The sequence below is a fragment of the Xanthomonas cissicola genome, from assembly GCF_008801575.1.
GTDB lineage: Bacteria > Pseudomonadota > Gammaproteobacteria > Xanthomonadales > Xanthomonadaceae > Xanthomonas > Xanthomonas cissicola.
Genome location: NZ_VZPL01000035.1, coordinates 26,308 through 48,500, shown reverse-complemented (window position 1 = coordinate 48,500; position 22,193 = coordinate 26,308). Strand labels below are relative to the sequence as shown.

Genomic DNA, 22,193 nt, shown 5'->3' with positions numbered 1-22,193 from the left:
TGGCGTCGCACTACAGTACATCCAGCCGGGAAAGCCAATCAGAATGCCTTCATTGAGCGCTTCAATCGTACGTTCCGCGAGGAAGTGCTCGACCTGAATCTCTTCGCCTGCCTCGACGAGGTGCGCAAAGCCGCCCACTGGTGGATGATCGACTACAACCAAGCAAGATCCCATGATTCGCTCGGCGGAATGACCCCGGTCGAGTACCGCAACAAGTACGCCGAAAGCTCTACTTTTAAAGTGCCTGCTTGACGGGGGAGCTTACGCTTGTAGAACACGCCGCCGGTCAGCGCCGAGGTGCCGTCGATGTACCACTCGAAGGTCAGGTCGTACTGCCAGGCCTCGAACGGACGCAGCGCCGGATTGCCGCCGCTGGCGGTCAACACTTCGCCGCTGGAGTTGAAGGTGAGTTTGGACGAGAGGTCGGTGAGATCCGGGCGGGTGATCACCTTGGCCGCGGAGGTCCGCAACACCATGTCATCGCGCACGTCCCAGGCGGCGTTGAACGAGGGCAAGGCGTTGGTGTAGCTGCGCTCGAAATGCACCGGCTGGGCGGCGCCGTCGAGGTCGGCATGGCCGTCGGTGGTCTGCTCGGTGCGCACCAAGCGCACGCCGAAATTGCCGCGTACATCGCGCCCGGCCAGGGTGCCGCCGAAGTCGGTCATCGCATACGCCGAGCCGATCTTCTCGCGCACCTCGTAGGAATTCTGCAGGTCGGCGCTGTTGGGCGTGCCGCTGAGGTCGGCGGCGGTCGGCCAGTCGCCCCAGAACGGCGCTTCGATCGGCGCCAGCCACTGCCGTGGCAGCGTGCCCTTGCCGTCGACCAGCATGTCGCTCACCGGCAGCGCGGTGAAATAGCTGCCCGGAAAGCGCACGCCGGCGATGCGGTTGAGCAGCAGGTCGGCACGATCGTAGGTGCGCGAGCGCTCGCGGTACTTGGCGCCGAACTTGATGTCGCGCAGCCAGCCATCGCCGAGCGTGCGCTTGGCGTCCAGCTGCAGCGCGTCTTCCTTGTCGCGGGCATCGATTTCGCGCCATTCCAGCCGGCGTCCGCTGACGCTGGCCGGGTTGGTCGGATCGAAGCCATTGGTGAAGCTCCAGTTCGGCACGTTGTCGTCGTCGGCTTGCGGCATTTCCACCCGCATCGACAGGTTGGTGCCGCTGCGCAGCCGCGTGCGGCGGATCGGGTCGGAGTCGTAGCTGTGTGCCTGCGAATGGAATGCCACCGCACCGAGTGTCCACAGATCGCCATTCCAGGTGCTGGACAGGCGCGCGCTGCGGTTGTCGTCGGTGATGCCGGAGGTTTCGCGCGAGACCTGCACCTGGCCATTGCGATAGTCGAAACCGGTCACGCCGCCATGGTCCACTTGCAGGTTGCTCATCTTGGACACACCGTCGAAGCCCACGCCCAGGCTGTATTCGTCGTAGTGCACCGTCTGCCTGGCATACAGCAGGTCCAGATTGGTTTCCCAGGCGGCACTGGGGCGCCATTGCAACGAGGCGGCCACGCCGGTGCGCTCGCGCTGCTCCAGTTCCAGCGTCGGGCGCAGGCCGGTGGGCAGGTAGGACGCACCCGGCGCACCCGGCACGCCATTGGGGTAGTAATCCCAGCTCACTTCGTTGACGCGGTCCTGGCGCAGGCTGCGCTGGGCATATGCGCCGGACACCAGCATGCCGAAGGTGCCCTCGGCATTGACCCAGTTGAACAGGCCGGAGACGCGCGGATCGTTGGCATGCGTGCGTTGCGCCTGGCTGGATTCCAGCGAGGTGTTGAGCAAGGTCTTGCCCAGTTCCAGCGGGCGGAAGGTGCGTACGTTGACGATGCCGCCGATGGCGCCTTCGTCCAGATCGGCGGTGGGGCTCTTGATCACGTCCAGGCCGGAGACCAGTTCCGCCGGCAAGGTGTCGTAGCGAAACTGGCGGCCGGTCTGGCCGGAGGTGCGCACGTTCTCGTTGACCGCCATGGTCTGGCCGTTGAGCGTGGTCACCTGGAAATTCGGTCCCAGGCCGCGCACGCGCACGTACACGCCTTCGCCGCGGTCGCGCACGATCGACACGCCCGGCACGCGCTGCAGGGCTTCGGCCACGTTCTGCGCTGGCAGCTTGCCGATGTCTTCGGCGGCGATCACGTCCACCACGCTGTCGGCATAGCGCTTCTCGCGCAGCGCGGCGCTGAGGCTGCCGGCATAGCTGCCCAGCACCTGGATGCTGTCCAGTTCGCGCACCGGTGCACCGGCGGCGATCGGCGTGCTGCTTGGCGCAGCCGGCACCGCTGCAGCCGGCGCCTGGCTGGTGGCGGTGTCCGGTTCGATGGTCACCGTGGTGGGCGTGAGATAGCGATAGCGCAGGCCGGTGCCATCGAGCAGTTGTTGCAATGCCTGCTCGGGTGCCGCGCCGTCGGTGGTGCCACGGCTCTGACGCTCGGCGCCGACGCTGGCCGCGTAGACGAATTGCAGACCGGTCTGGCGCGACAGCGTATTGAGCGCGCGTGCCAGCGGTTGTGCGGGAATGGCAGTGACCGCGACGGGTGGCGTTTGGGCGCCGGCAGCACCGGCATGCAGGGCAAGGGCAACGGACAGGAACAGGCAGCGGCGCATCGTCACTTCCAGGCAGAGGGAGAGGGGCGCCGCACACGCGCATGGGGCGATGCGGCGACTACCCCATCTACGAGGCGCGACAAGCCGAGTCGGGCACCGTTTTTCCATGAATTTTCTGTGACACGTGCAGGGGCGCAGGCGTGCGCGTGCCGTGGAGTGCATGCAGGCCCGTGTTGCCCGGCGAACAGCACGTTGGCGGTTCGATCGCCGATTGCGTCGATCGTTGCGTTGCGCGGCACCATGCAGCGCAATGCGCACGCCTAGATCGCATTGCGTCAATCCGGATGCCAGCCGTTCGGTGCGCAGATGCGTCAGCGCGAATCTGCGATGCGAACAGGCATGAAAGTGCGACGCCGCGGCGTGCCGACCCACGGCAGGCACACGCCGAGCAATGCGGTGGTGCCTGCAGTGCTGACTTCTGCACGCACGTGAGCGCCAGCGTGTCTGTCGCGTTGGCCGCGGGCCTTACCGGTTGGCGGTCGCCGGTGGTGCACGGCTGACGATGTGCAGCGCATCGGCGTGCTGTTCGAGCCGCAGGCCGGGCTGCCGCGCGAGAAACGCGCGCAGGCCGGCGAGATCGTCGCTACGCAGATTGCCGGTCAGGCGCATCGCGCCGGCGCGCGCATCGTCGATATGCAGCTGGATGCGATTGAGGCGATTGAAGTCTTCGGCCACGTTGCGCAACGGCTCGTCGCGGAAGACGATGCGCTGCTGCTGCCACGCATGCATGGTGGCGACATCTTCATTGCTCAACTCGACCTGGCCGGCGCCATTGATGCGCGCGCTTTGTCCTGCACCCAGGTTGGCCAGCATCGGCTGCGCCGGGCGGTCGGCGCGCCAGACATGCACACGACCGGCAGACACGTCGATGCGTGCCTGCTGGCCATGCAGGGCAATGTCGAACGCGGTGCCGATGTCTTCCACGCGCAGGTCCAGCACCCGGACCTGCAACGGACGCCGATCCGGGGCGACATCGAAGCTCGCCTGGCCCTGCAGCAACTGCAGGTGGCGCGACCACGGCGACATGGTGGCCTGGATGCGCGTGTCTGCATTGAGGAACACCACGCTGCGGTCGGCCAGTTGCACGCGGCGTTGTTCGCCATGTGCGGTCGCATAGGTCGTGGTGCGCGGCCAGGCCCAGCCGCCGAGCACGGTCAGCAGACCGAGCATGGCGGCCAGACCGACATGCCAGTGCGACCGGCGTGCCGCCGACCGCGATCGCGCGGTTCCCCTTGCAGCGACGGGACGCCGCGGCGGCAACGGCAGCGCCACCACGTTGCGCGCCGTCCCGGTGTCGCGTTGGCGCTCGGCCTGCAGCAGCGCCTCGACATCCAGCGCCATCGCATCCAGCGCCTCGCCGAGCGCACCGGCCACCTGCGTCACTGCCAGGTATTCGCGCACATGCGCCGGCGAGGCGGTCAGCCAATCCATGAAACGCGCCTGCTGGTCGGCATCCAGCGGCTGCATGCGTTGCAGCGCATGCCAGTGTGCCGCTTCCTCGGTCAGGCGGCGCGCCGCCAGCGACGCGACGCTCACCACCACTGCGCTCCCTCGTCGGCCAGCGCCGATCGACAGGCCGACAGGCCGCGCACCACGTATTTCTTGACCATGTGCGAGGACACACCCAGACGTTCGGCGATCTGTTTGTAGCTCAGGCCGTCGCGGTACTGCATCACCAGCACCGCACGCACGCGCTCGGGCAGCCCGGCCAGTACGGTCTGCAGGCGTTGCTGGCGCTGTTGCCGCTGGGCGCTGTCTTCGACATCGTCACCGGCCACCAGCCGTTGGGCGAACTGTTCCATGTCCTCGATGCGCAGCGGGGCCTGCCTGCGCCGCGCCGCCTGCTCGCGCGCCAGATTGACCGCCACGGTATAGAGATACGCTTCCGGGTTGGCGATGGCCTGGCCCGGCTGCTGATGCGCACGCAGCAGGCGCAGATAGGTTTCCTGGACCAGGTCTTCGGCGTCCTCGTTTGCTCCGCGGCGCACGAAGAAGCCGCGCAGCACCGGGCCATGCTCGGTGAACAGACGTGCCCAGGCGCGCTTTGGATGTGCCGACACCCCAACCTCCGGCCGATTGCAGGGGCGCAGGCTAGCGGCGTCGTATGACGTCGCGGTGACGCGGTTGCTGCCCATGACGTGGCGGCAGGCACGCAGGCGGGCACAGGCCTGTGCTTGCCCACGCAGCCGCCGCTACCCGATACCGCGGCGTCCGGAGGTCGCGCTTTCCGGGGGACAGGCTGGGCGTGCCCGAGGCGGACCCGGCTGCCGGCGACACCTGGTCGCCGGCCTGGCTCCTCCGCGCTGTCGGGGGCGCGGTGATCGGGAATCCAATTGGTTACCGGCTGCGCGTTCCGCGTTGGCGCCAATGCGGGATACTGCGTGTCCACGCAGGCGAGATGGGCTTGGATGTCCGAGCTGCCGATCACCGAGTTGTTGCAGGCCTGGCAGCGCGACGAACCCGGCGCGGGCGACGCATTGGCGCGCCAGGTCTACGACGTGCTGCGCGCCACCGCGATGCGCGAGCTGCGTCGCGACGCGCGCGCCGGCTTGCAGGCAACCGAGCTGGTGCACGAGGCGTGGATGCGACTGGAACAGGGCCAGCAGGGTTTTCGTTCGCGGGCGCATTTTTATTCGGTGGCTGCGCTGCAGATGCGCCACCTGTTGGTGGATCTGGCGCGCCAGCAGGCCAGCGCCAAGCGGTTGGGGCAGGCGGTGACGCTGACCATCAGCCTGTCCGACGGCGCCGCACGGCCGGAGGCATTGATGCTGGTGGCCGATGCCTTCGACAAGCTGGCCCAGGTGGACGAGCGCAAAGCCAAGGCATTCGCGTTGACCGAGCTGGTGGGTTTCAGCGTGGCCGAGGCAGCCGAACAGCTGGAGGTGTCGGTGCCGACGCTGGAGCGCGATCTGCGTTTTGCCAGGGTGTGGCTGGCGGCGCAGCTGTGAGCCTGGCGGCCACCGCGTGGCAACGTTTGGAAGCCTTGTTTCATCGGGCCTGCCAGCTGCCTGCGGCTGAGCGCGAGGCATTCGCGCGCGCGCAGGCCGGCGACGACGCCAGCTTGCGCGACGAACTGCTGGCGATGCTGGCGGTGGAATCGCAGGCCACCTTGCGCGTGCGGGCGCCATTGAAACAGGCCGCCGCCGCATTGCGCGCGCCATTACCGGAACTGCCGGCCGGCACACGCTTCGGTGCGTGGGCGATCGACCGCCTGATCGGCGCTGGCGGCATGGGCCAGGTGTATCTGGGCCACCGTGCCGATGGCGCGTACGAGCGCGAGGTGGCGATCAAGCTGGTGGCTGCCGATGCGCTGGATGCGCAGGGCCGTGCACTGTTCGAATTCGAGTGCCGGCTGCTGGCGCAGATGGTGCACCCGGCGATCGCGCAGATACACGACGTGGGTACCGATGCCCACGGCCAGCCGTACCTGGTGATGGAATACCTGCGCGGCGAGCCGATCACCTGGTGGTGCGACGAACACCGCCTGTCGCTGCATGCGCGCGTATTGCTGATGCTGCGTGTCGGCGAGGCAGTCCAGCACGCGCATCAGAAGGGCGTGATCCATCGCGACCTCAAACCCAGCAACGTGCTGGTCAGCGAGATCGACGGGCGGCCGATGCCAGGGGTGATCGACTTCGGCATCGCCGTCGATGCGACCAACCCGGGCATGACCTACGCGCATGATCGCGGCACGCCGGGCTACATGAGCCCGGAACAGGCACGCGGCGCGCAGGATGTGGACGCACGCAGCGATATCTATGCGCTGGGAGCGATGTTCTACGAATTGAGTTGCGGGCTGGCGCCAGTGGCCGGACGCGACGGGGTGCCGCAGCCGCCGTCGCAGCGGGTGGCAGCAGTGCCGGCCGATGCGCGTGCGCGCATCTGCGCGGCGCGCGCGACTACCTACCAAAAACTACACGAGCAACTGCGCGACGGGCTGGATGCGATCGTGCTGCGCGCCCTGGAACCGCAACCGGGTGCGCGCTACGCATCGGTATCTGCGCTGCTGGACGATCTGCATCGCTGGCTGGACGGTTACCCGCCGCGCGCCCTGCAGGCGAGCCGCTGGCTGCGGCTGCGCAAATTCACCCAGCGTCATCGCAGCGGCGTCGCCGCCGCCGGCCTGGCTGCGATCGCCGTGGTCGCCGGTTTGGGTGCCACGCTGTGGTCGCTGCAACAGGCCGCGCGCGATGCGCAACGCGCGCAGGTCACCGGCGATTTCATGAGTTCGGTGTTGTCCAGCGTGGACCCTGGTGTGGCGCGCGACCTGGACAAGACCCTGATGCTGCGCGTGATGCAGCAGGCCTCGCAGCGTGCGGCGCGCGAGCTGGCCGACCAGCCCGATGCGCGCACCCAGGTGGAACTGACGCTGGGCCGCACGCTCATTGCGCTGGCTAATTTCCCGCAGGCCGTGGAGCATCTGCGCATCGCACAGACCCTGGCGCAGCAGACCGCCGGCGCGGGCAGCCTGCCGGCGTTGAAGGCCGCTTCCATGCTGGGACAGGCGCTCACCGGTGACGGCAAACCCGGCGACGCCGAGCGTGTCTTGCGCCAGGGCATTGCACAGGCAGCACGCGGCGATGCGCAACAGCAGGCCATGGGCAACGAGCTGCGTGCGTGGTTGGCGTGGGCCCTGCGCGAACAGGGCCGCATGCGCGATGCGTTGGCAGAGAGCCGGCATGCCTATGTCGCTGCGCTGGCCAATGCCTCCAGCAGCGCGGACCAGCGTATCGACGCCGGCAACAGCTACGCCGCCATGCTGGCCGATAACGGCCAGCTGGTACCGGCGATCGCCTTGCAGCGCAGCCTGTTGCGCGAGCGCATGGCCATGCGCGGGCCCGAGCATCCACTGGTGGTGTCGATGCGCAACAGCCTGGCAGTGTTCCTGCTGATGCAGCGCGACTTTGCCGGTGCCGAAGCCGAACTCGTCCCGCTGCTGCGGGTCACACGCACGTTGTATGGCGAGAGCGCCGCCGACACCTTGATGATCGAAGGCAACCTGGCCGGCGCGTTGCGGCAGCAGGGCAAGGTGGCCGAAGCCGGGCCGTACTACCGCAGGGCGCTGGAGCGCGCGCGGGCGGCCTTCGGCAACGATGCACCGGCCACCATCGCCTATCGCAGCAACCATGCGTTCTGGCTGCTGGACGACGGCCAGGTGGACGCGTCGCTGGCCGAACAGCGCGCCGCGCTCACCGCATCGGAGCGTGTGCTGGGGCGCGCGCATCCGCAAACGGCCGAGATCCTGCGCGGCATGTCCGAAGCCGAGCGCAGGCTGGGCCAGACCGTGGCGGCGCGCGATCATGCACGGCAGGCGTTGCAGATTCTTACCGGCATTTTCGGCGATGCAGACGCGCCACTGCGCGCCGCGCGCCAGACCCTGGCATCGGCGACGCCGCCGGCCGACAGCCGTGAGGCAGAGGCCACTACCGCGGTGGCGCAGCGCTGAGACGAATTGTCGGGTGACCGGCGCGGCCTGGCTGGATAGTGCCGTGCATGGCCACGACCGAAGCGTGCCGATGCAACCTGCCGCGCGCCTGACCGATTTGCATGTCTGCCCCATGGTGACCGGGGTGGTGCCGCATGTGGGCGGGCCGATCGTCAGCCCCGGTGCGCCAACGGTATTGATCGGCGGCCTGCCGGCGGCGCGGCTGGGCGACATGGCGGTATGCGTCGGCCCGCCGGACAGCATCGTGGCCGGCGCACCGACCGTGTTGATCGCAGGCCAGCCTGCTGCGCGCCTGGGCGACAGTACCGCACATGGCGGGGTGATCACCTTGGGCTGCTTCACCGTGCTGATCGGGTGAGCGGTGCGGTGGGGCGGTTGGTGACCGGTGGCAGGCTGCCGCCAGTTGTCCGCCGATCGCGCCCATGCGCAGGTACTCAGGCCTGCCAGTGCCCGCAGCGATTCCAGGCAGTGGCTGCCCCGGCGCGTCAGCACCACGGTCGTGGTGTTGGCTGCGCGTTGCAGGCGTGACGCCGTGCCGCTCCGCGCTCAGGTTCGTACCCGCACCACCGGTTGCCGTGTCTTTGGAGAAGCTCATGCAAACTGCGACCCAGCCACACCCTGAGGCACTGCAGCAGGCGATCGCCGCGCACCGCAGTGGCCGACTCGAACATGCCGCGCAGCTGTACACGCAGCTGCTGGACGATCAGCCCGGGCATGCCGACGCGCTGCATTACCAGGGCATCCTGCTGCATCAGCGCGGCAACAGCGCCGCAGCGGTGGCCTCCATCACCCAGGCGTTGACGCTGGCGCCCGCGCAACCGGATGCCTGCAACAACCTGGGCAACGTGCACCGCGAATGCGGCCGCCTGCGCGATGCCGAAAATTGCTATCGCCGCGCGCTGGCGCTGGCGCCTGCGCATGCCGATGCACTGGCGAATCTGGCAGCGGTACTGGAAGCGCAGCGGCGCGGCGAAGAAGCCTTCGTCACCTATGCGGCCTTGTTGCACATCTATCCACAATCCGCGCATGCGCATTACCTGCTCGGCCTGTTCCTGCGCAACAACGCGCAGGCCGCCGAGCATCTGCAGCAATCGGTGCAGTGCCTGCAGCAGGCCTGCACGCTGGCACCGGACAACCTGCACGCCCGCGAGGCGCTGGGCACCGGGTTCTACCTGTTGGGCGAGCAGGCGCAGGCGCAAACGGTGTATCGCGACTGGCTGGCGCTTGAGCCGGGCAACGCAGTGGCGACGCATATGCTGGCGGCCTGTGGCGGCGCCGAACCGCCGCCGCGTGCCGGCGATACCTATGTGCGTGAACTGTTCGATGGCTTTGCCGACAGTTTCGACGAACAGTTGCTGCATCACCTGGATTACCGCGCGCCGCAACGGCTGACCGAGGCATTGGCGGCCTGCCTTGCGCCACCGCATGCAGGCTTGCGCATGCTCGATGCCGGCTGCGGCACCGGGCTGTGTGCGCCGTTGTGGCGCCCGTATGCACGTGAACTGGTGGGTGTGGACCTGTCGCCGGGCATGGTCGCCAAGGCACGCCAACGCGGTGGCTACGATCGCCTCGACGTGGCCGAACTCACTGCATACCTGCACGCGCAGCACGCGCAATGGGATGTGATCGGCTCGGCCGACACGTTGGTGTACTTCGGTGCGCTGCAGCCGGTGCTCGCTGCCGCTGCTGGCGCGCTCACGCCAGGGGGCGTGCTGGGCTTCACGGTCGAAGCGCTGGACGCGCGGAGCGACCGGGTCGAACTCGATGCCAGCGGGCGCTATCGGCACAGCCATGCGCATGTGCGCGCCGCATTGCGAGGCGCTGGTCTGCAGCCGATCGCGTTGGAATTGGACGTGCTGCGCAGCGAACGCGGCCAGCCGGTGCATGGCTGGGTCGTGACCGCGCGCACGCCTGGGCCGGCCTGAGACGAAATGTCGACTTTGCCGCACGCACGCATGTGAGCATGTGCGTGACGGTTGCCGTGCCCGAGCCGCCTGCCGTTGCACGTGCAGGTACGCAACACAGCGCCGTCGGTCAGCGCAACGTGCGTTGCCCCATCACCTGTGGATGCTTCGATGCCGCGCACCATCACGCTGCACTCCGACCTTGGCGAGCGCCTGCTGCTGCACCGCATGCAGGCCAGCGAAGCGTTGGGGCAGCTGTTCGACTACCGCATCGACGCGTTGTGCACCGAGCTGCAGCCCAACCTGCGTGATCTGCTTGGCACGCCAGTGGCGGTGCAACTGGCCGATGGCGAGGGCGAACAGCGCTGGTATCACGGCATGGTGGCCAGTTGCGCGCACAACGGCTACGCCGTGGTCGATGCGCTCGAGTACGCCGTGCTGGAACTGCAGGTGGTGCCCAAACCATGGCTGCTGACACAGCGCCGCGATTGCCGTATCTATCAGGACATGAGCGTGCCGGAGATCGTCACCAGCGTGCTGGGCGAGATCGGCTACGGTGATGTGCAGCAGCAGTTGAGCGCGCAGTACGCCAAGCGCACCTACTGCGTGCAATACCGCGAGGACGATTTCAGCTTCATCAGCCGGCTGCTGGAACGCGAAGGCATCTACTACTACTTCACCCATAGCCGGCAGTGCGCATACCTTGGTGCTGGCCGATGCGCTGGGTGCGCATGCAGCGCAAAATGGCGTGGACAGCTTGCCGTATGCGCCGCCGGGCACCGACGACCGGCGCCTGATGCGCTCGGTGGTGAGCCATTGGCGCAGTGCGCGCGGCGTACATTCCAGCCAGCATGGCAGCACCGACTACGACCCGCTGCAGCCGCGTGTATCGCTGGCCGCCGAGGCCGACGCCAGCGGCGAACAGTTGCACACCGTCGATGGTCTGATCGCCTTCGACTATCCCGGTGCGCATACAGTGCAGACCGACGGTAATCGCTACATGCAGGTGCGCAGCGAGGCGCACAACGTGCAGCGCGCCAGCCATGCAGCCACCACCAATGCCTGCGGCCTGATGGTCGGTGCCTTGTTTCGCTTGCGCGGGTTTCCGCGTGCCGAACTCAATCAGGAATATCTGGTGCTGTCGGCGCACACCACGCTGGCCGCGCCCGAACACGCTAGCGGCGAGCCGCCGTTTTCCAGCAGCGTGCAGGTGATGGAAAGCCGGCTGCCGTTCCGTAGCCTGCAACGCACCGCAACGCCGACCATTGCCGGCCTGCAGACGGCGATGGTGACCGGCGACACCGACGAGGACATTGCGGTTGATGCGCATGGCCGCGTGCAGGTGACCTTTCACTGGGCCACTGCGGCACGCCCGCATGCCGCACTGTCGTGCTGGGTGCGTGTGGCCTCGATGTGGGCGGGCAAGGGCTGGGGCGCGATGAGCCTGCCACGCGTGGGGCAGGAAGTGGTGGTGAGCTTTCTGGAAGGCGACCCGGACCGCCCGCTGATCGTGGGCAGCGTCTACAACGGCGACCATGCGCCGCCGTTTTCCTTGCCCGACAACAAGACCCAAAGCGGCGTGCGCAGCCGCAGCCTGCTGGGCGGCACTGCCGATTTCAACGAGCTGCGATTCGAAGACAAGGCCGGCGCAGAAGAGCTCTACCTGCGTGCGCAACGCGATCTGCGCGAAGAAGTGCAGCACGATCACACCAGCACCATCGACAACGATCGGGTGCTGACCGTCAAGCACGACCGCAGCGCACGTATCGACAATAACGACAGCGTGGATGTCGGCAAGAAGCTGCTGCTGAAAGCCGGCGAAGAGATCGAGTTGGTGACCGGGAGCGCGCGCCTGGTGATGAAGCAGAACGGCGAGATCGTGTTGAGCGGCATCAAGATCCTGGTCGATGCCAGCTCGGAAGCCAAGATCACCTCCACCGCCATCAAGCTCCTTGCCGATGCACAGCTGCAGGCCAAATCGCCGGCCACCGAAGTGGCTGGCGATGCCACGCTTAAACTGACCTCCGGCGGCATGCTCAGTGCCGAAGCCGGTGCCTCGGCCACGCTCAAGGGCCCGTTGGTCAGCATCAAGGCCGACGCCTTGGTGCAGGTCGGCGGCGGCCTGATCATGATCGGATGAGCGCGCCCACGCTCTCGCTGGCGCAGGCCTGTGCGCAGATGCAGTTGTCTGCGCCCGCCTGCGCGCAGCTTAGTACGCCGATCGCGCCGCAGGCGGCGGTCGGCGCGCTGCTGGCCAGCGGTCATGGCGAAGATGCCATCAAGCTGCTCGCGCGCCTGCTGCCCAAGCGCTACGCGGTGGCCTGGCTGTGCCAATGCGTGCGCGGCGAAACCCTGGACGAGGAAGACCGTGCCGGCGCGGCACTGGCCGAGAAGTGGGTGCGCGAGCCCTGCGAGGCGCATCGTCGCGCCGCGCAGGCATTTGCGCATGCCGGCGGCTATGTCTCCCTGGGTGCGTGGCTGGCGGCGGCAGTGGCCTGGTCCGGCGGCAGCCTGGCGCCGCCGCATCAGACCACGCCCGTGCCGCCGGCCGACCATCTCACTGCGCGCGCGGTGGCCGCCGCCATCACCTTGCTGGCCGCGCGCGAGCCGGCGCAGCTGGAAGCGCGGCGCAGCGGCTATGCAGCGCATGCCATGGAGCTGCTGACCAGTGTGGGGGCGCCATGAAGCCGCCTGATCGCCGAACGGGCGGGGTCGATTGCGCCGATGGCCGTTGGCGTTTGGCTGCGCGTGCGGGTGCGCTGTCCACGCGCGGAAACGGCGCCGGCAGGCTTTCTTGCACAAATCTATTGCTCTGGGCGCGCGCGCCGATCCGTATCGGCGGACGCAGGTCTGTGTACCGGCTGCCTGCGTGCCGCATACAGGCGTGCGGCATCGATGTCCCCAGCGTTTTCCGCCGGCCTGCACGCTTGCCGGCGGCCACTTTCAGTGATCCTTTGCAGGAGCCCATGGCGTGTCCAGTTCGCAGTTGATCCTCACCGTCGGCGGCGCGCAGGCCGCGCAGTTCGGCGCCAGCGCGCAGAAGCGCTTTGCCGGCACCGGCGGCAGCATCGGCCGCTCCGACGAAAGCGATTGGGTGCTGGCCGCGCCCGGTGTCTCGCGCACGCATGCGGTGGTGCGCTTTCTCAACGGGATGTATTTCATCGAGGACCGCAGAACCAACGGCATGTCGCTCAACGGCACTGCGTTGACGCGTGCGGACCCCTCAGCGCTCAGCGATGGCGACCGCCTGCAGCTGGACAGCTTCGAGATCCATGTGCAGGTGCAATCGCTGGCTGCAGCCCCGACGCCGGCGCCGGCATTCGACCCGCTGCCAGATGCGATGGACGACCGCACCCAGGTTGCGCCGCCGCCGTCGACGCGGCGTGCCCCCTCCGCCACAGCGTGCCTGGATCTGCTGGAGTTCGGTACGCCGCCTTCTGCGCGGCCTGCAGTGGACGCGTTGTTGGACGATCTGCTGCTGAGCGGCGCACCCGGCGAGCTGGATCCATTGCGCCTGCTCGACCCGTCGCCTGCACCGACACGCGATGCCAGCCCCAGCGCGTGGAATCAGAGCAACGCCAGCCACGACCATTTCCGTCCACCGGCCAGTCCCGATGCGCGCGCCACCTTGCCGGAAAACTGGGACATGACGCTTGGCGATTTTGCGCCGCCCGCGCCATTGCCTGCGTTAGCGCCCATGGCCGCGCCGGTGGCCTCGCCATTCGCGCCGGCGGCGGCCGTGTCGGTTGCAACCGCACCATCGGCGGCAACAACAGTGCCGCCGGAGCTGGATCGCATCTTCGCCATCGTGGTCGATGGCGTCATGGATGTGCTGCGTGCACGCGCAGAGATCAAGAACACCTTTCGCTTGCCGGTCACGGTGATCCAACGCTCGGAGAACAACCCGCTCAAGTTCGCCGCCACCGCCGAAGATGCGCTGCAGAAGTTGCTCGCACCGCCAAGCGCGTCGTTTCTGTCCGGGGTGCCAGCGTTCGAAGATGCCTTCGACGATATCCGCTGCCATCAGATGGCGATGCTGGCCGGCATGCGCGCGGCCTTCGACGCCATGCTGTTCCACTTCAGCCCGGACCGCCTGGAGCAGGAGGCCGACGCCGGCGGTAAGCGCCTGAGTTTCGGTGGCAAGGGGCGTTACTGGGAACGCTACCGCGACAATTTCGAGCAGCTGCGCAGCGACCCGGACGACTGCTTCCGTCGCCTGTTCGGCGATGAGTTCGCGCGTGCCTACGAGGCGCAACTGGCGCGCTTGAAATCGGCACGGCGGCATTGATTGGCCCACTGGTCGACGATGGCCGGCACCAAATCGCCGATCGCTTTCGGTCAAGCGCGATCGATCGCGGCCCGATCCGTTGTCCTCCGCCAACGTGGGTCGTCATCGCTGAGGCGGGCTTGCAGAGTTGGAGAAAAACGATCCGGTGCCTGACGTCGGGCGATGTGTTGAGCGAATCGGGTTCAGAGCACGCCAATGGCGTCGCTGGCTGGAGCGGCAGTTGTCCAGCACATCTTCCAGTTCTGCATGGCTCGGCGAGAGTTCCGCCGGTCTGAGTTGGGCGGCAGCCCGATACCGCTTCGGATGGATGATATCGCCGCCTGCGGTCGAGGCCGGGGGGCTGAGACATTTTGACGGGTGAGCACCTCTGGTGCGCCGCAGAATCGCTCCACCGACACGCATCGGCAGTGCGGGGCTTGCGTCGGCAACGACCGCCAGGCGTGCAGCATGCAACGCACCTCAATGCACCCAACAACGCAGCGCATCGACGTTCCTGCAGCGTGCCTGGCAGGTCGCATGCGACGCGGTGTGGATGCCTGTGCGCTGCATCGGTGGCCGACCTCCCTCAGCGAGTGCATCATGCAGAACAACAAGGTCGTGTGGAGCGAAGGGCTGTTCCTGCGCCCGCAGCATCTGCAGCAGCAAGAGCGCTACCTGGAGCGCTACGTCGATCTGCGTGCCGCGCGATTGCGGCCGCATGCCTGGGGCGTGAGCGAGCTGGAATGGGAGACCGACCTGCTGGCGGTGGGCAAGCTGGGCCTGCGGCGCGCGCGTGGCGTGTTCGCCGATGGCACGCCCTTCGCGATGCCGGGCGACGACCCGCTGCCGGTTGCGCTGGAGGTCGAGCCCAACTGCCGCGACCAGATCGTCTATCTCACCGTACCGCTGCGGGTGCCGGCGCAGCCCGAACTCGGGCGCCCGGAATCGCCGGCCGATCAGCTGTCTCGCTACCGCGTGCGCGAGACCGAAAGCAACGACGCCTCCGGCAGCACCAGCGAAGCGGTGTTGATGGAAGTCGGCGGGTTGAGCACGCGGTTGCTGCCGCACTCGCAACCGTTGGAGGGGCTGGACCGCATCGCGGTGGCGCGCATCATCGAGGCGCGCGCCGACCGTCAGGTGGTGCTGGACCCGCATTTCATTCCCAGCGCGATGGTATGCCAAGCGGCGCCGCGCTTGACCACCTTTCTGACCGAGTTGCTCGGTCTGTTGCATCAGCGCGGCGAAGCGCTGGCATCGCGCGTGACGCTGACCGATCGCGGCGGTGCGGCCGATATCGCAGACTTTCTGCTGCTGCAGCTGGTCAACCGTTGGCAGCCGCAGATGGCGCACTGGGCGGCCGCGCCATTGGCGCATCCGGAAGAGTTGTTTCGCGCCTTGGTGGCGCTGGCCGGTGAACTGAGCACGTTCACCGCTGCCGGCAAGCGCCCGCCTGCATGGCCTGCCTATCGGCACCAATCGCAGCAGGACAGCTTCGAGCCGGTGATCGGCGCCCTGCGCAGCAGTTTGAGCGCAGTGCTCGAACAGACCGCCACGCCGCTCCCGATCCAGGCGCGCAAGTTCGGCGTGTGGGTGGCGATGGTGCCGGACCCGGGCCTGCTCGACAGCGCGGCGTTCGTGCTCGCGGCCAAGGCCGACATGCCCAGCGAAGAGTTGCGCCGGCAATTGCCCGCGCACGCCAAGATCGGGGCGGTGGAGCAGATTCGCGATCTGGTCAATCTGCAGTTGCCCGGCATCGTGGCCACGCCCATGCCGGTGGCGCCACGACAGATTCCGTATCACGCCGGCTATCTGTATTTCGAATTCGACAAGAGCGCAGCGTTGTGGCGAACGCTGAAGACCTCCGGCGGTATCGCATTCCACTTCGGCAGCGAATTCGCCGGGTTGGACCTGCAATTGTGGGCGATCCGGAGCTGAGCATGAGCCGACCTGTTGCCGATCTGGCGCCAGCCTACGCCGCACCGCTGCCGGCCGCAGAGGGCACCGGCGTGCCCAGCGAAGACACCGACATCAGCGAATTGCTGGGCCGCAGCGTCAACCCGTTGGTGCAGGCCGCCACGCCGCTGCTGCTGTTGGCGGTGCAGTTGCGCCACAGTGCGCAATCGCCCGATGTGGCCCGCCTGCGCGAGCAGGTGATGGCGCAGGTGCGCCGCTTCGAACACCGTGCGCGCGATGGAGGCGCGCCGGTGGAAGCGGTCACCGCCGCGCGCTACGTGTTGTGCGCGCTGCTGGACGAAGCGGTACTCAACGCACCGTGGGGCGAGCGCAGCGGCTGGTCGCAGAAGACCTTGCTGGTGACCTTCCACAGCGAATCGTACGGCGGCGCCAAGTTCTTCCAGATCCTGGAGCGCTTGTGCGCCGATATGCCGCGGCATCTGGACTTGATCGAGTTGATGTACCTGTGCCTGGCGCTGGGGTTCGTCGGCCGCTACCAGATCGAGGCCGGCGGCATCGCGACGCTGGCGGCCATCCAGGAGGATGTCTATCGCCGCATCCGTGCGGCGCGGGGCCCCGCGCCGGACAGCTTGGCGCCGCGTTGGCGCGGGGTGGAAGACCGCCGCCGGCTGGGCCGTTATCTGCCGGTGTGGGCGGGCGTTCGTGTGGTTGCAGGCGCGTTTGAACAGCCTGTCCGCACCGATCAGTGCGAAGGCCGCCCAATGGGGAATTGCGCCGGCCACGCCGCCGGACGCTGCACCCGTGCCGCCGCCTCCGGTGCGGCTCAAGCAGTTGCTCTCCGCGCAGGAACGCGCCGGCCTGCTGCGCGTGGACGAACAGGCCGACGGGCAGACGCGCGTGCGCCTCAGCAGCGCGGCGATGTTCGCCTCCGGCGGGGTGGAGGTAGAGCTGCAGCAGCGCGGCTTGATCGCGCAGATTGCAGCGGCCATCGAGCAATTGCCGGGGCGGGTGATCGTGGTCGGGCACACCGATGACGTGCCGGTGCGCTCGCTGTGCTTCCAGGACAACTACGCCTTGTCGGCCGCGCGTGCGCAGGCGCTTGCGCAGGTGTTGCAGGCGCAGCTGAGCACGCCGGGGCGGGTGGAAGCCATTGGCGCCGGCGATTCGCAACCGATCGCACAGCCGGTGCAATTACCGGCCAACCGCGCGCGCAACCGCCGCGTGGAGATCCTGTTCCAGCCTGGGGAATGACGATGAAGACGCTGTTGTCCAAGCTGAGCGCAACGGTGGTGGTCGGCCTGTTGGCGCTGTGCCTGCTGTCGGTGTTGCTGTGGGTGGGTGGGCCGTATGTGGCGCTGGCCGGCTGGAGCCCGCTGAGCAGCGTGGCGGCGCGGTTGCTGGCGATCGTGTTGCTGCTGGTGGTGTGGGTGGGTGTGCTGGCGCTGCGCCGCTGGCGCAGGCAGGCGCGTGCGGCGACCTTGTCCAGCGCACTGGCGGCGCCCGGCCGCGACGACGACCGCGAGCTGCGCAGTGGGCAGGAACGCGCGCAGCTGCAGGCGCGCTTTCAGCAGGCGATCCAGCTGCTACGCAAGCGGCGCGGCGGCGCCGATCTGTACACGCTGCCGTGGTATGCGCTGATCGGCCCGCCCGGTTCGGGCAAGAGCACCTTGCTGCAGCATTCGGGCCTGCAGTTTCCGCTGGCTGCGCGCATGGGCGATGCGGCGTTGCGCGGCGTCGGCGGCACCCGCGATTGCGAATGGTGGTTCACCGACGAAGCGGTGTTCCTTGACACCGCCGGGCGCTACACCACGCAGGATTCGGATCAGGCGGTGGATGCCGGCGCGTGGCGCGATTTCCTGCGCCTGCTGCGACGCTATCGCCCACGCCGCCCGCTCAACGGCGTGTTGGTGACGATGAGCATGTCGGACCTGTTGCTGCTCGACGATGCCGAGCGCGACACGCATATGCAGGCGATCCGCCGCCGCCTGGACGAACTGGCCGAGCAATTGCAGGCCAGCGTGCCGGTGTATCTGATCTTCACCAAGTGCGATCTGATCGGCGGCTTCGGCGAGTTCTTCGACGATCTGACGCCGGCGCAGCGCAACCAGGTGTGGGGCATGACATTTGCGCTGGCGCAGACCCTGGACGGGCACGCGGCGCGCAAGTTCGCCGACGAGTTCGGCGTGCTGCAGCAGCAGCTGAGCGCGCGCCTGTTCGAACGCCTGAACCTGGAGCGCGACCGTCTGCGGCGTGCGGCGATCCTGTCGTTTCCGCAACAGGTTGCCGCTCTTGGCGAGCGTGCACGGCAATTTGTCGAAGGCACGTTCGCCGGCAATGCGTATGGCCCGGCACCGCTGCTGCGCGGGGTGTACTTCACCTCCGGCACCCAGGACGGCACGCCGATCGACCGCATGATGGGCGCGGTGGCGCGCACCTTCGGCCTGGAAGAAGCGCGCGTGCAGGCACCGGGCGCGCAACGTCGCACCTTTTTCGTCGAGCGGCTGCTGCGCGAGGTGGTGCTGCGCGAATCCGGCCTGGCCAATGCTCCGCCCGCCCAGCAGCGCCGCAGGGCGTGGTTGCAGGCCGCCGCGTACGCGGGTGTGGCGTTGCTGACCGGCGCCGTGCTGGCCGGGTTGGGGCTCAGCTACCTGGGCAACCGTGCGTACCTGCAGCAGGTACGTGCTGCACTGGAGGCGCGGCCGGCAGTGCCCGATCCCCATGCCGCCACCGGCATGCCCGAGTACGTCGCGCGCACCCTGCAGCAAGCGGATGCGACGCAGGCGGTGGTGAAGGTGGCGCAGCAGTATCACGCCGGCGCGCCGTGGTCGTTGCGCATGGGATTGTTCCAGGGCCAGGCGTTGGGCGAGCAAGTGCGGGCGGGCTATCTGCGTCAGCTCAACGCCACCTTGTTGCCGGCCTTGGCGGTGCGCCTGCGCACCGGTCTGGTGGATAACGCGCAGGCGCCGCAGGCGCTGTACTACACGCTCAAGGGCTATCTGATGCTGGGCCAGCCGCAGCATCTGGACCCGGCGCAACTCGGCGCGCTGGCGGCGATCGAAGCCGAAAAATTATTCCCGGGCGAGCCGGCCTTGCAGCAGGCGCTGAGTGCGCATCTGCAGGCGGTGCTGGAGTCGCCCACGCACGTGCGTGCGCTGTCGCTGGACAACCAACGCATCGCCCAGGCGCGTGCCAGCCTGCGTGCCGCCGATCTGTCGACACTGATCTACGGCAACCTGTTGCTGACCCCGCCGGACGGCACGCCGTTGCGGCTGGACAAAGCGCTGGGCCTGCTGGCCGACACCTTCGTGCGCCGCAGTGGCACGGCGTTGTCCATGCCGGTGCCGGCGCTGTACACACAGCCGGTGTTCGCCGCCCTGCAACGCGAGGGCATCGGCCAGGCGGTGGAACGCTTCGGCCGCGACGATTGGGTCTTCGGCGGTGCGGCGCTGGATGCGTCTGCCAGGGCCACGCTGGTGCGCGAAGTGGGGCAGCGCTACACGGCCGACTACATCCGTTACTGGGATGGACTGCTGGCCGATCTGCAACTGCGCCCCTCGGCCGATCTGGCCGGTGCCAGCGCCACTGCCGCCAAGCTGGCCGGGCCCAGTTCGCCCCTGCGGCTGCTGCTGGGCGTGGTGGGCGAGCACACCCAGGCGATGGACCGCGCACCGCCGGCAGACCCCGCGCAACGCGCGCTGGCGGCTGCCGCCAGCGCGGCAGGCGCCAAGGCGAATGCCGCCGCGGCCAAACTCCCCGGCGGCGCGGCGATGAGCGCCGCGCTGGCCACGCCCGCCGATGGTGCCGCAGGCGCGGCGCCGGCACCGGGTGCGGCGATCAGCGAGCATTTTCTGGCGCTCAACGCCTTGGCCGCCGGCGCGCCCGGCAGCACGCCGCTGGACCATCTGCTGAGCGTGCTCGATCAGCTCGGCAAGCAATTGCTGGTGATCTCCCAGGGCGGCGGCGATGCCGCGGCGGCCAACGCGCAACTGGCATTGGCCCGGCAGGAAATGGCGCAATTGCCACCGCCGGTGACCGACTGGCTGCAGAGCCTGGCCGGCAGCAGCGCCACCTTGATGACCCAGGGTGCACGCGCCGCACTGGATGCGCAGGTCAGGCAATCGGTGGGCGAGGTGTGCACGGATTTCGTGCGTGGCCGCTACCCGTTCGATCCGGAGGCGCAGGTGGAGATTCCGCTGCAGAATTTCGGCGAGTTGTTCGGCAGTGGTGGGCGTCTGGAGACGCTCTACACCGGCACCGTCAAACCGCTGCTGGACACCCAGTCCCCGCAATGGCGCTGGAAGGATGGCCCGGACGAGGTCATCGGCGCGCCCGGTCTGCCGGTGCAACTGCAGTTGGCGCAACGGATCCGGCAGAAATATTTTCGCGGCGGGCCCACGCCGCAGATCGGCTTTACCGTGCTGGCGCCCACGCTGGGCGAGGGCGTGACCCGGCTGACGCTGGATATCGAAGGCCAGCGTTACGACTACCAGCCCGGCGCGGCGCAAAGCATGCCGATGATCTGGCCCGGCCCGGTGCCGGGGCATGTTTCCATCGCCGCGTTCGGCGCCGATGGCGTGGCGCTGGGAACGCTCGACTACCAGGGCGACTGGGCGCTGTTCCGTGCGCTGCAGGCCGGGCACCTGGAAAACCCATCGGATCTGCGCTTTGTCGCCAGCTTCGCGCTTGGCGGCCACGACGTGCAGGTGCCGCTGCGTGCCGGCAACCTGCGCCACCCGTTTCTGGACCGCGACGTCCAGCACTTCGCGTGCGGCGGATGAGCATGCCGGCGCACGAACCACTCGGCTTCCACGGCAAGTTGCCTGGCGTGGGCGACTTCGTGCAGCGGCGCCTGCCGGCCAGCTTCGTGCAGCCGTGGGACCTGCACTTCGCCAACTGCCTGGACACGGTGCGCCAGCAGCTCGGGCAGCACTGGCCTGGCGCGTATCGCAACAGCGGTCTGCGCGCGTTTGCGTTGGGGCCGGGCGTGTGCGGGGCGCAGGCCTGGGCCGGCATGCTCGGCCCGGGCGAAGACCGCGTGGGGCGCTGTTTTCCGCTGACCGTGGCGATGCCCTTGCCGCACATGTGCCTGCCGCCGGCGGCATGGTTCGGCGCGGTGGCTGCGTGCCTGGGCCGCAGCTTGCGCGCGCGCACCGATGCAGCCGGATTCGATGCGGCGCTGCTTGCGCTCGGCGTGCCGGCCGCGCCTTCCAGCACGTACGCACCGGTGCACGGCGAATCGTGGTGGTGGCGACTCGGTGCGGCCGCACAGGCAATGCATGGGCTGCCCCCTGCAGAGACGTATCTGGATTGGTTGCTGGCCGAGCAGGACACCACCGAGGTGACCCGATGAACGCGCCCTACCAATCGGCCGGGCACACCGAAACCGGCAAGGTGCGCCGTCTCAACGAAGATGCCTTGCTGCTGCGCGAAGACGCCGGGCTGTGGGTGGTGGCCGATGGCCTGGGTGGCCACAGTGCCGGCGACTACGCCAGCCAGTTGCTGGTGCAGCGGCTGAGGGCGTTGGTGCGCCAGGCCGACCTATGCGATTTCCTGGATGCCATCGACGACACCCTGGCGCAGATCAACCGCGAGCTGCTGCAGGTCGCGCGCGAGCGCCGTGTGGACATGATCGCCACCACCGTAGTGGTGCTGGTGCACGACCCGGATTTCATGCTGTGCGGCTGGGTCGGCGACAGCCGCATCTATGCGCAACACGGCGGCCCGCTGCGTCAGCTCACACGCGACCACGTGCATGGCGTGCGCGAGGACATCACCCAGTTTGGCGGTGCGCAGGCCAGTGCTGCGGCGGCCGGCGTGCTCACGCGCGCGGTCGGCGCGCAGGAGCCGCTGTTCGTCGATTGGGTGCTGACGCCGAGCCTGCCGGGCACGCAATTCCTGTTGTGCAGCGACGGCATCAACAAGGAAATCCCAGACCCGGAACTGGATGCCGAATGCCATCGCTTCGGCGATCCGCGCGCGCTGCTGGCGCGTCTGTTCGAGTTGGCGATGGGGAGGGCGGCACGCGACAACGTCACCGCCGTCGTCGTCCGCCTGCAGGAGTAAGT

Annotated in this window: 13 protein-coding genes and 3 pseudogenes; 13 read left to right on the top strand and 3 right to left on the bottom strand. The window is 68.2% G+C overall.

What is annotated here, in order from left to right:
* Positions 1-252 (top strand): integrase core domain-containing protein (locus F7R02_RS15070; protein WP_151210121.1); only part of this gene is annotated, 252 nt, incomplete at its 5' end.
* On the opposite strand, the pseudogene F7R02_RS15065 reads toward F7R02_RS15070, so the two are convergent.
* From F7R02_RS15065 to F7R02_RS15050, 3 genes and pseudogenes are all read right to left on the bottom strand, one after another.
* A pseudogene (locus F7R02_RS15065) lies at positions 198-2,597 on the bottom strand (TonB-dependent receptor); the annotation flags it as partial. The gene F7R02_RS15070 and the pseudogene F7R02_RS15065 sit on opposite strands and share 55 nt — an antisense overlap.
* Before the next feature lie 465 nt (positions 2,598-3,062).
* Positions 3,063-4,133: a FecR family protein gene (locus F7R02_RS15055; protein WP_078588666.1), complete on the bottom strand. Its 1,071-nt coding sequence runs from the start codon at positions 4,131-4,133 to the stop codon at positions 3,063-3,065.
* Positions 4,130-4,657 carry an RNA polymerase sigma factor gene (locus F7R02_RS15050; RefSeq protein WP_003487342.1) on the bottom strand — a complete coding sequence of 176 codons (528 nt, stop codon included), beginning with the start codon at positions 4,655-4,657 and terminating at the stop codon, positions 4,130-4,132. Before F7R02_RS15050 ends, F7R02_RS15055 begins: the two co-directional genes overlap by 4 nt.
* Positions 4,658-5,005: 348 nt before the next feature.
* On the opposite strand from F7R02_RS15050, the gene ecfK reads away from it, so the two are divergent.
* From ecfK to F7R02_RS14990, 12 genes and pseudogenes are all read left to right on the top strand, one after another.
* On the top strand, positions 5,006-5,545 hold the full coding sequence (ecfK, locus tag F7R02_RS15045; RefSeq protein ID WP_003487343.1) for an ECF-type sigma factor EcfK: 540 nt from the start codon (positions 5,006-5,008) through the stop codon (positions 5,543-5,545).
* Positions 5,524-8,043, top strand: a complete 2,520-nt coding sequence (locus F7R02_RS15040) for a serine/threonine-protein kinase (RefSeq protein ID WP_078588663.1) — start codon at positions 5,524-5,526, stop codon at positions 8,041-8,043. Before ecfK ends, F7R02_RS15040 begins: the two co-directional genes overlap by 22 nt.
* A 43-nt stretch (positions 8,044-8,086) precedes the next feature.
* Entirely contained in the window at positions 8,087-8,401 is a 315-nt protein-coding gene (locus tag F7R02_RS15035; protein WP_014091406.1) for a PAAR domain-containing protein, read from the top strand.
* 235 nt (positions 8,402-8,636) lie between these two features.
* Positions 8,637-9,968, top strand: coding sequence for a tetratricopeptide repeat protein (locus tag F7R02_RS15030; protein ID WP_078588661.1), 1,332 nt, complete (start codon positions 8,637-8,639; stop codon positions 9,966-9,968).
* A 150-nt stretch (positions 9,969-10,118) separates the two neighbouring features.
* Positions 10,119-11,720, top strand: a pseudogene (gene tssI / locus F7R02_RS15025) (type VI secretion system tip protein TssI/VgrG); the annotation flags it as partial.
* A 363-nt stretch (positions 11,721-12,083) separates the two neighbouring features.
* Positions 12,084-12,632, top strand: a complete 549-nt coding sequence (locus F7R02_RS15020) for a DUF6931 family protein (protein ID WP_078588659.1) — start codon at positions 12,084-12,086, stop codon at positions 12,630-12,632.
* Between the two features lie 286 nt (positions 12,633-12,918).
* Positions 12,919-14,235 carry a type VI secretion system-associated FHA domain protein TagH gene (tagH, locus tag F7R02_RS15015; RefSeq protein WP_078588657.1) on the top strand — a complete coding sequence of 439 codons (1,317 nt, stop codon included), beginning with the start codon at positions 12,919-12,921 and terminating at the stop codon, positions 14,233-14,235.
* A 579-nt stretch (positions 14,236-14,814) separates the two neighbouring features.
* A complete protein-coding gene (gene tssK / locus F7R02_RS15010) occupies positions 14,815-16,149 on the top strand; it encodes a type VI secretion system baseplate subunit TssK (protein WP_078588664.1) in 1,335 nt (444 codons plus the stop codon).
* Positions 16,131-17,379 (top strand): annotated as a pseudogene (icmH, locus tag F7R02_RS15005) (type IVB secretion system protein IcmH/DotU). The gene tssK and the pseudogene icmH overlap by 19 nt, the downstream one beginning before the upstream one ends.
* Positions 17,376-20,906, top strand: coding sequence for a type VI secretion system membrane subunit TssM (gene tssM, locus F7R02_RS15000; protein ID WP_078588655.1), 3,531 nt, complete (start codon positions 17,376-17,378; stop codon positions 20,904-20,906). The pseudogene icmH and the gene tssM overlap by 4 nt, the downstream one beginning before the upstream one ends.
* Entirely contained in the window at positions 20,903-21,478 is a 576-nt protein-coding gene (tagF, locus tag F7R02_RS14995) for a type VI secretion system-associated protein TagF (protein WP_078588654.1), read from the top strand. Before tssM ends, tagF begins: the two co-directional genes overlap by 4 nt.
* Entirely contained in the window at positions 21,475-22,191 is a 717-nt protein-coding gene (locus F7R02_RS14990) for a PP2C family protein-serine/threonine phosphatase (RefSeq protein ID WP_078588652.1), read from the top strand. Before tagF ends, F7R02_RS14990 begins: the two co-directional genes overlap by 4 nt.
* Positions 22,192-22,193: the final 2 nt, after the last annotated feature.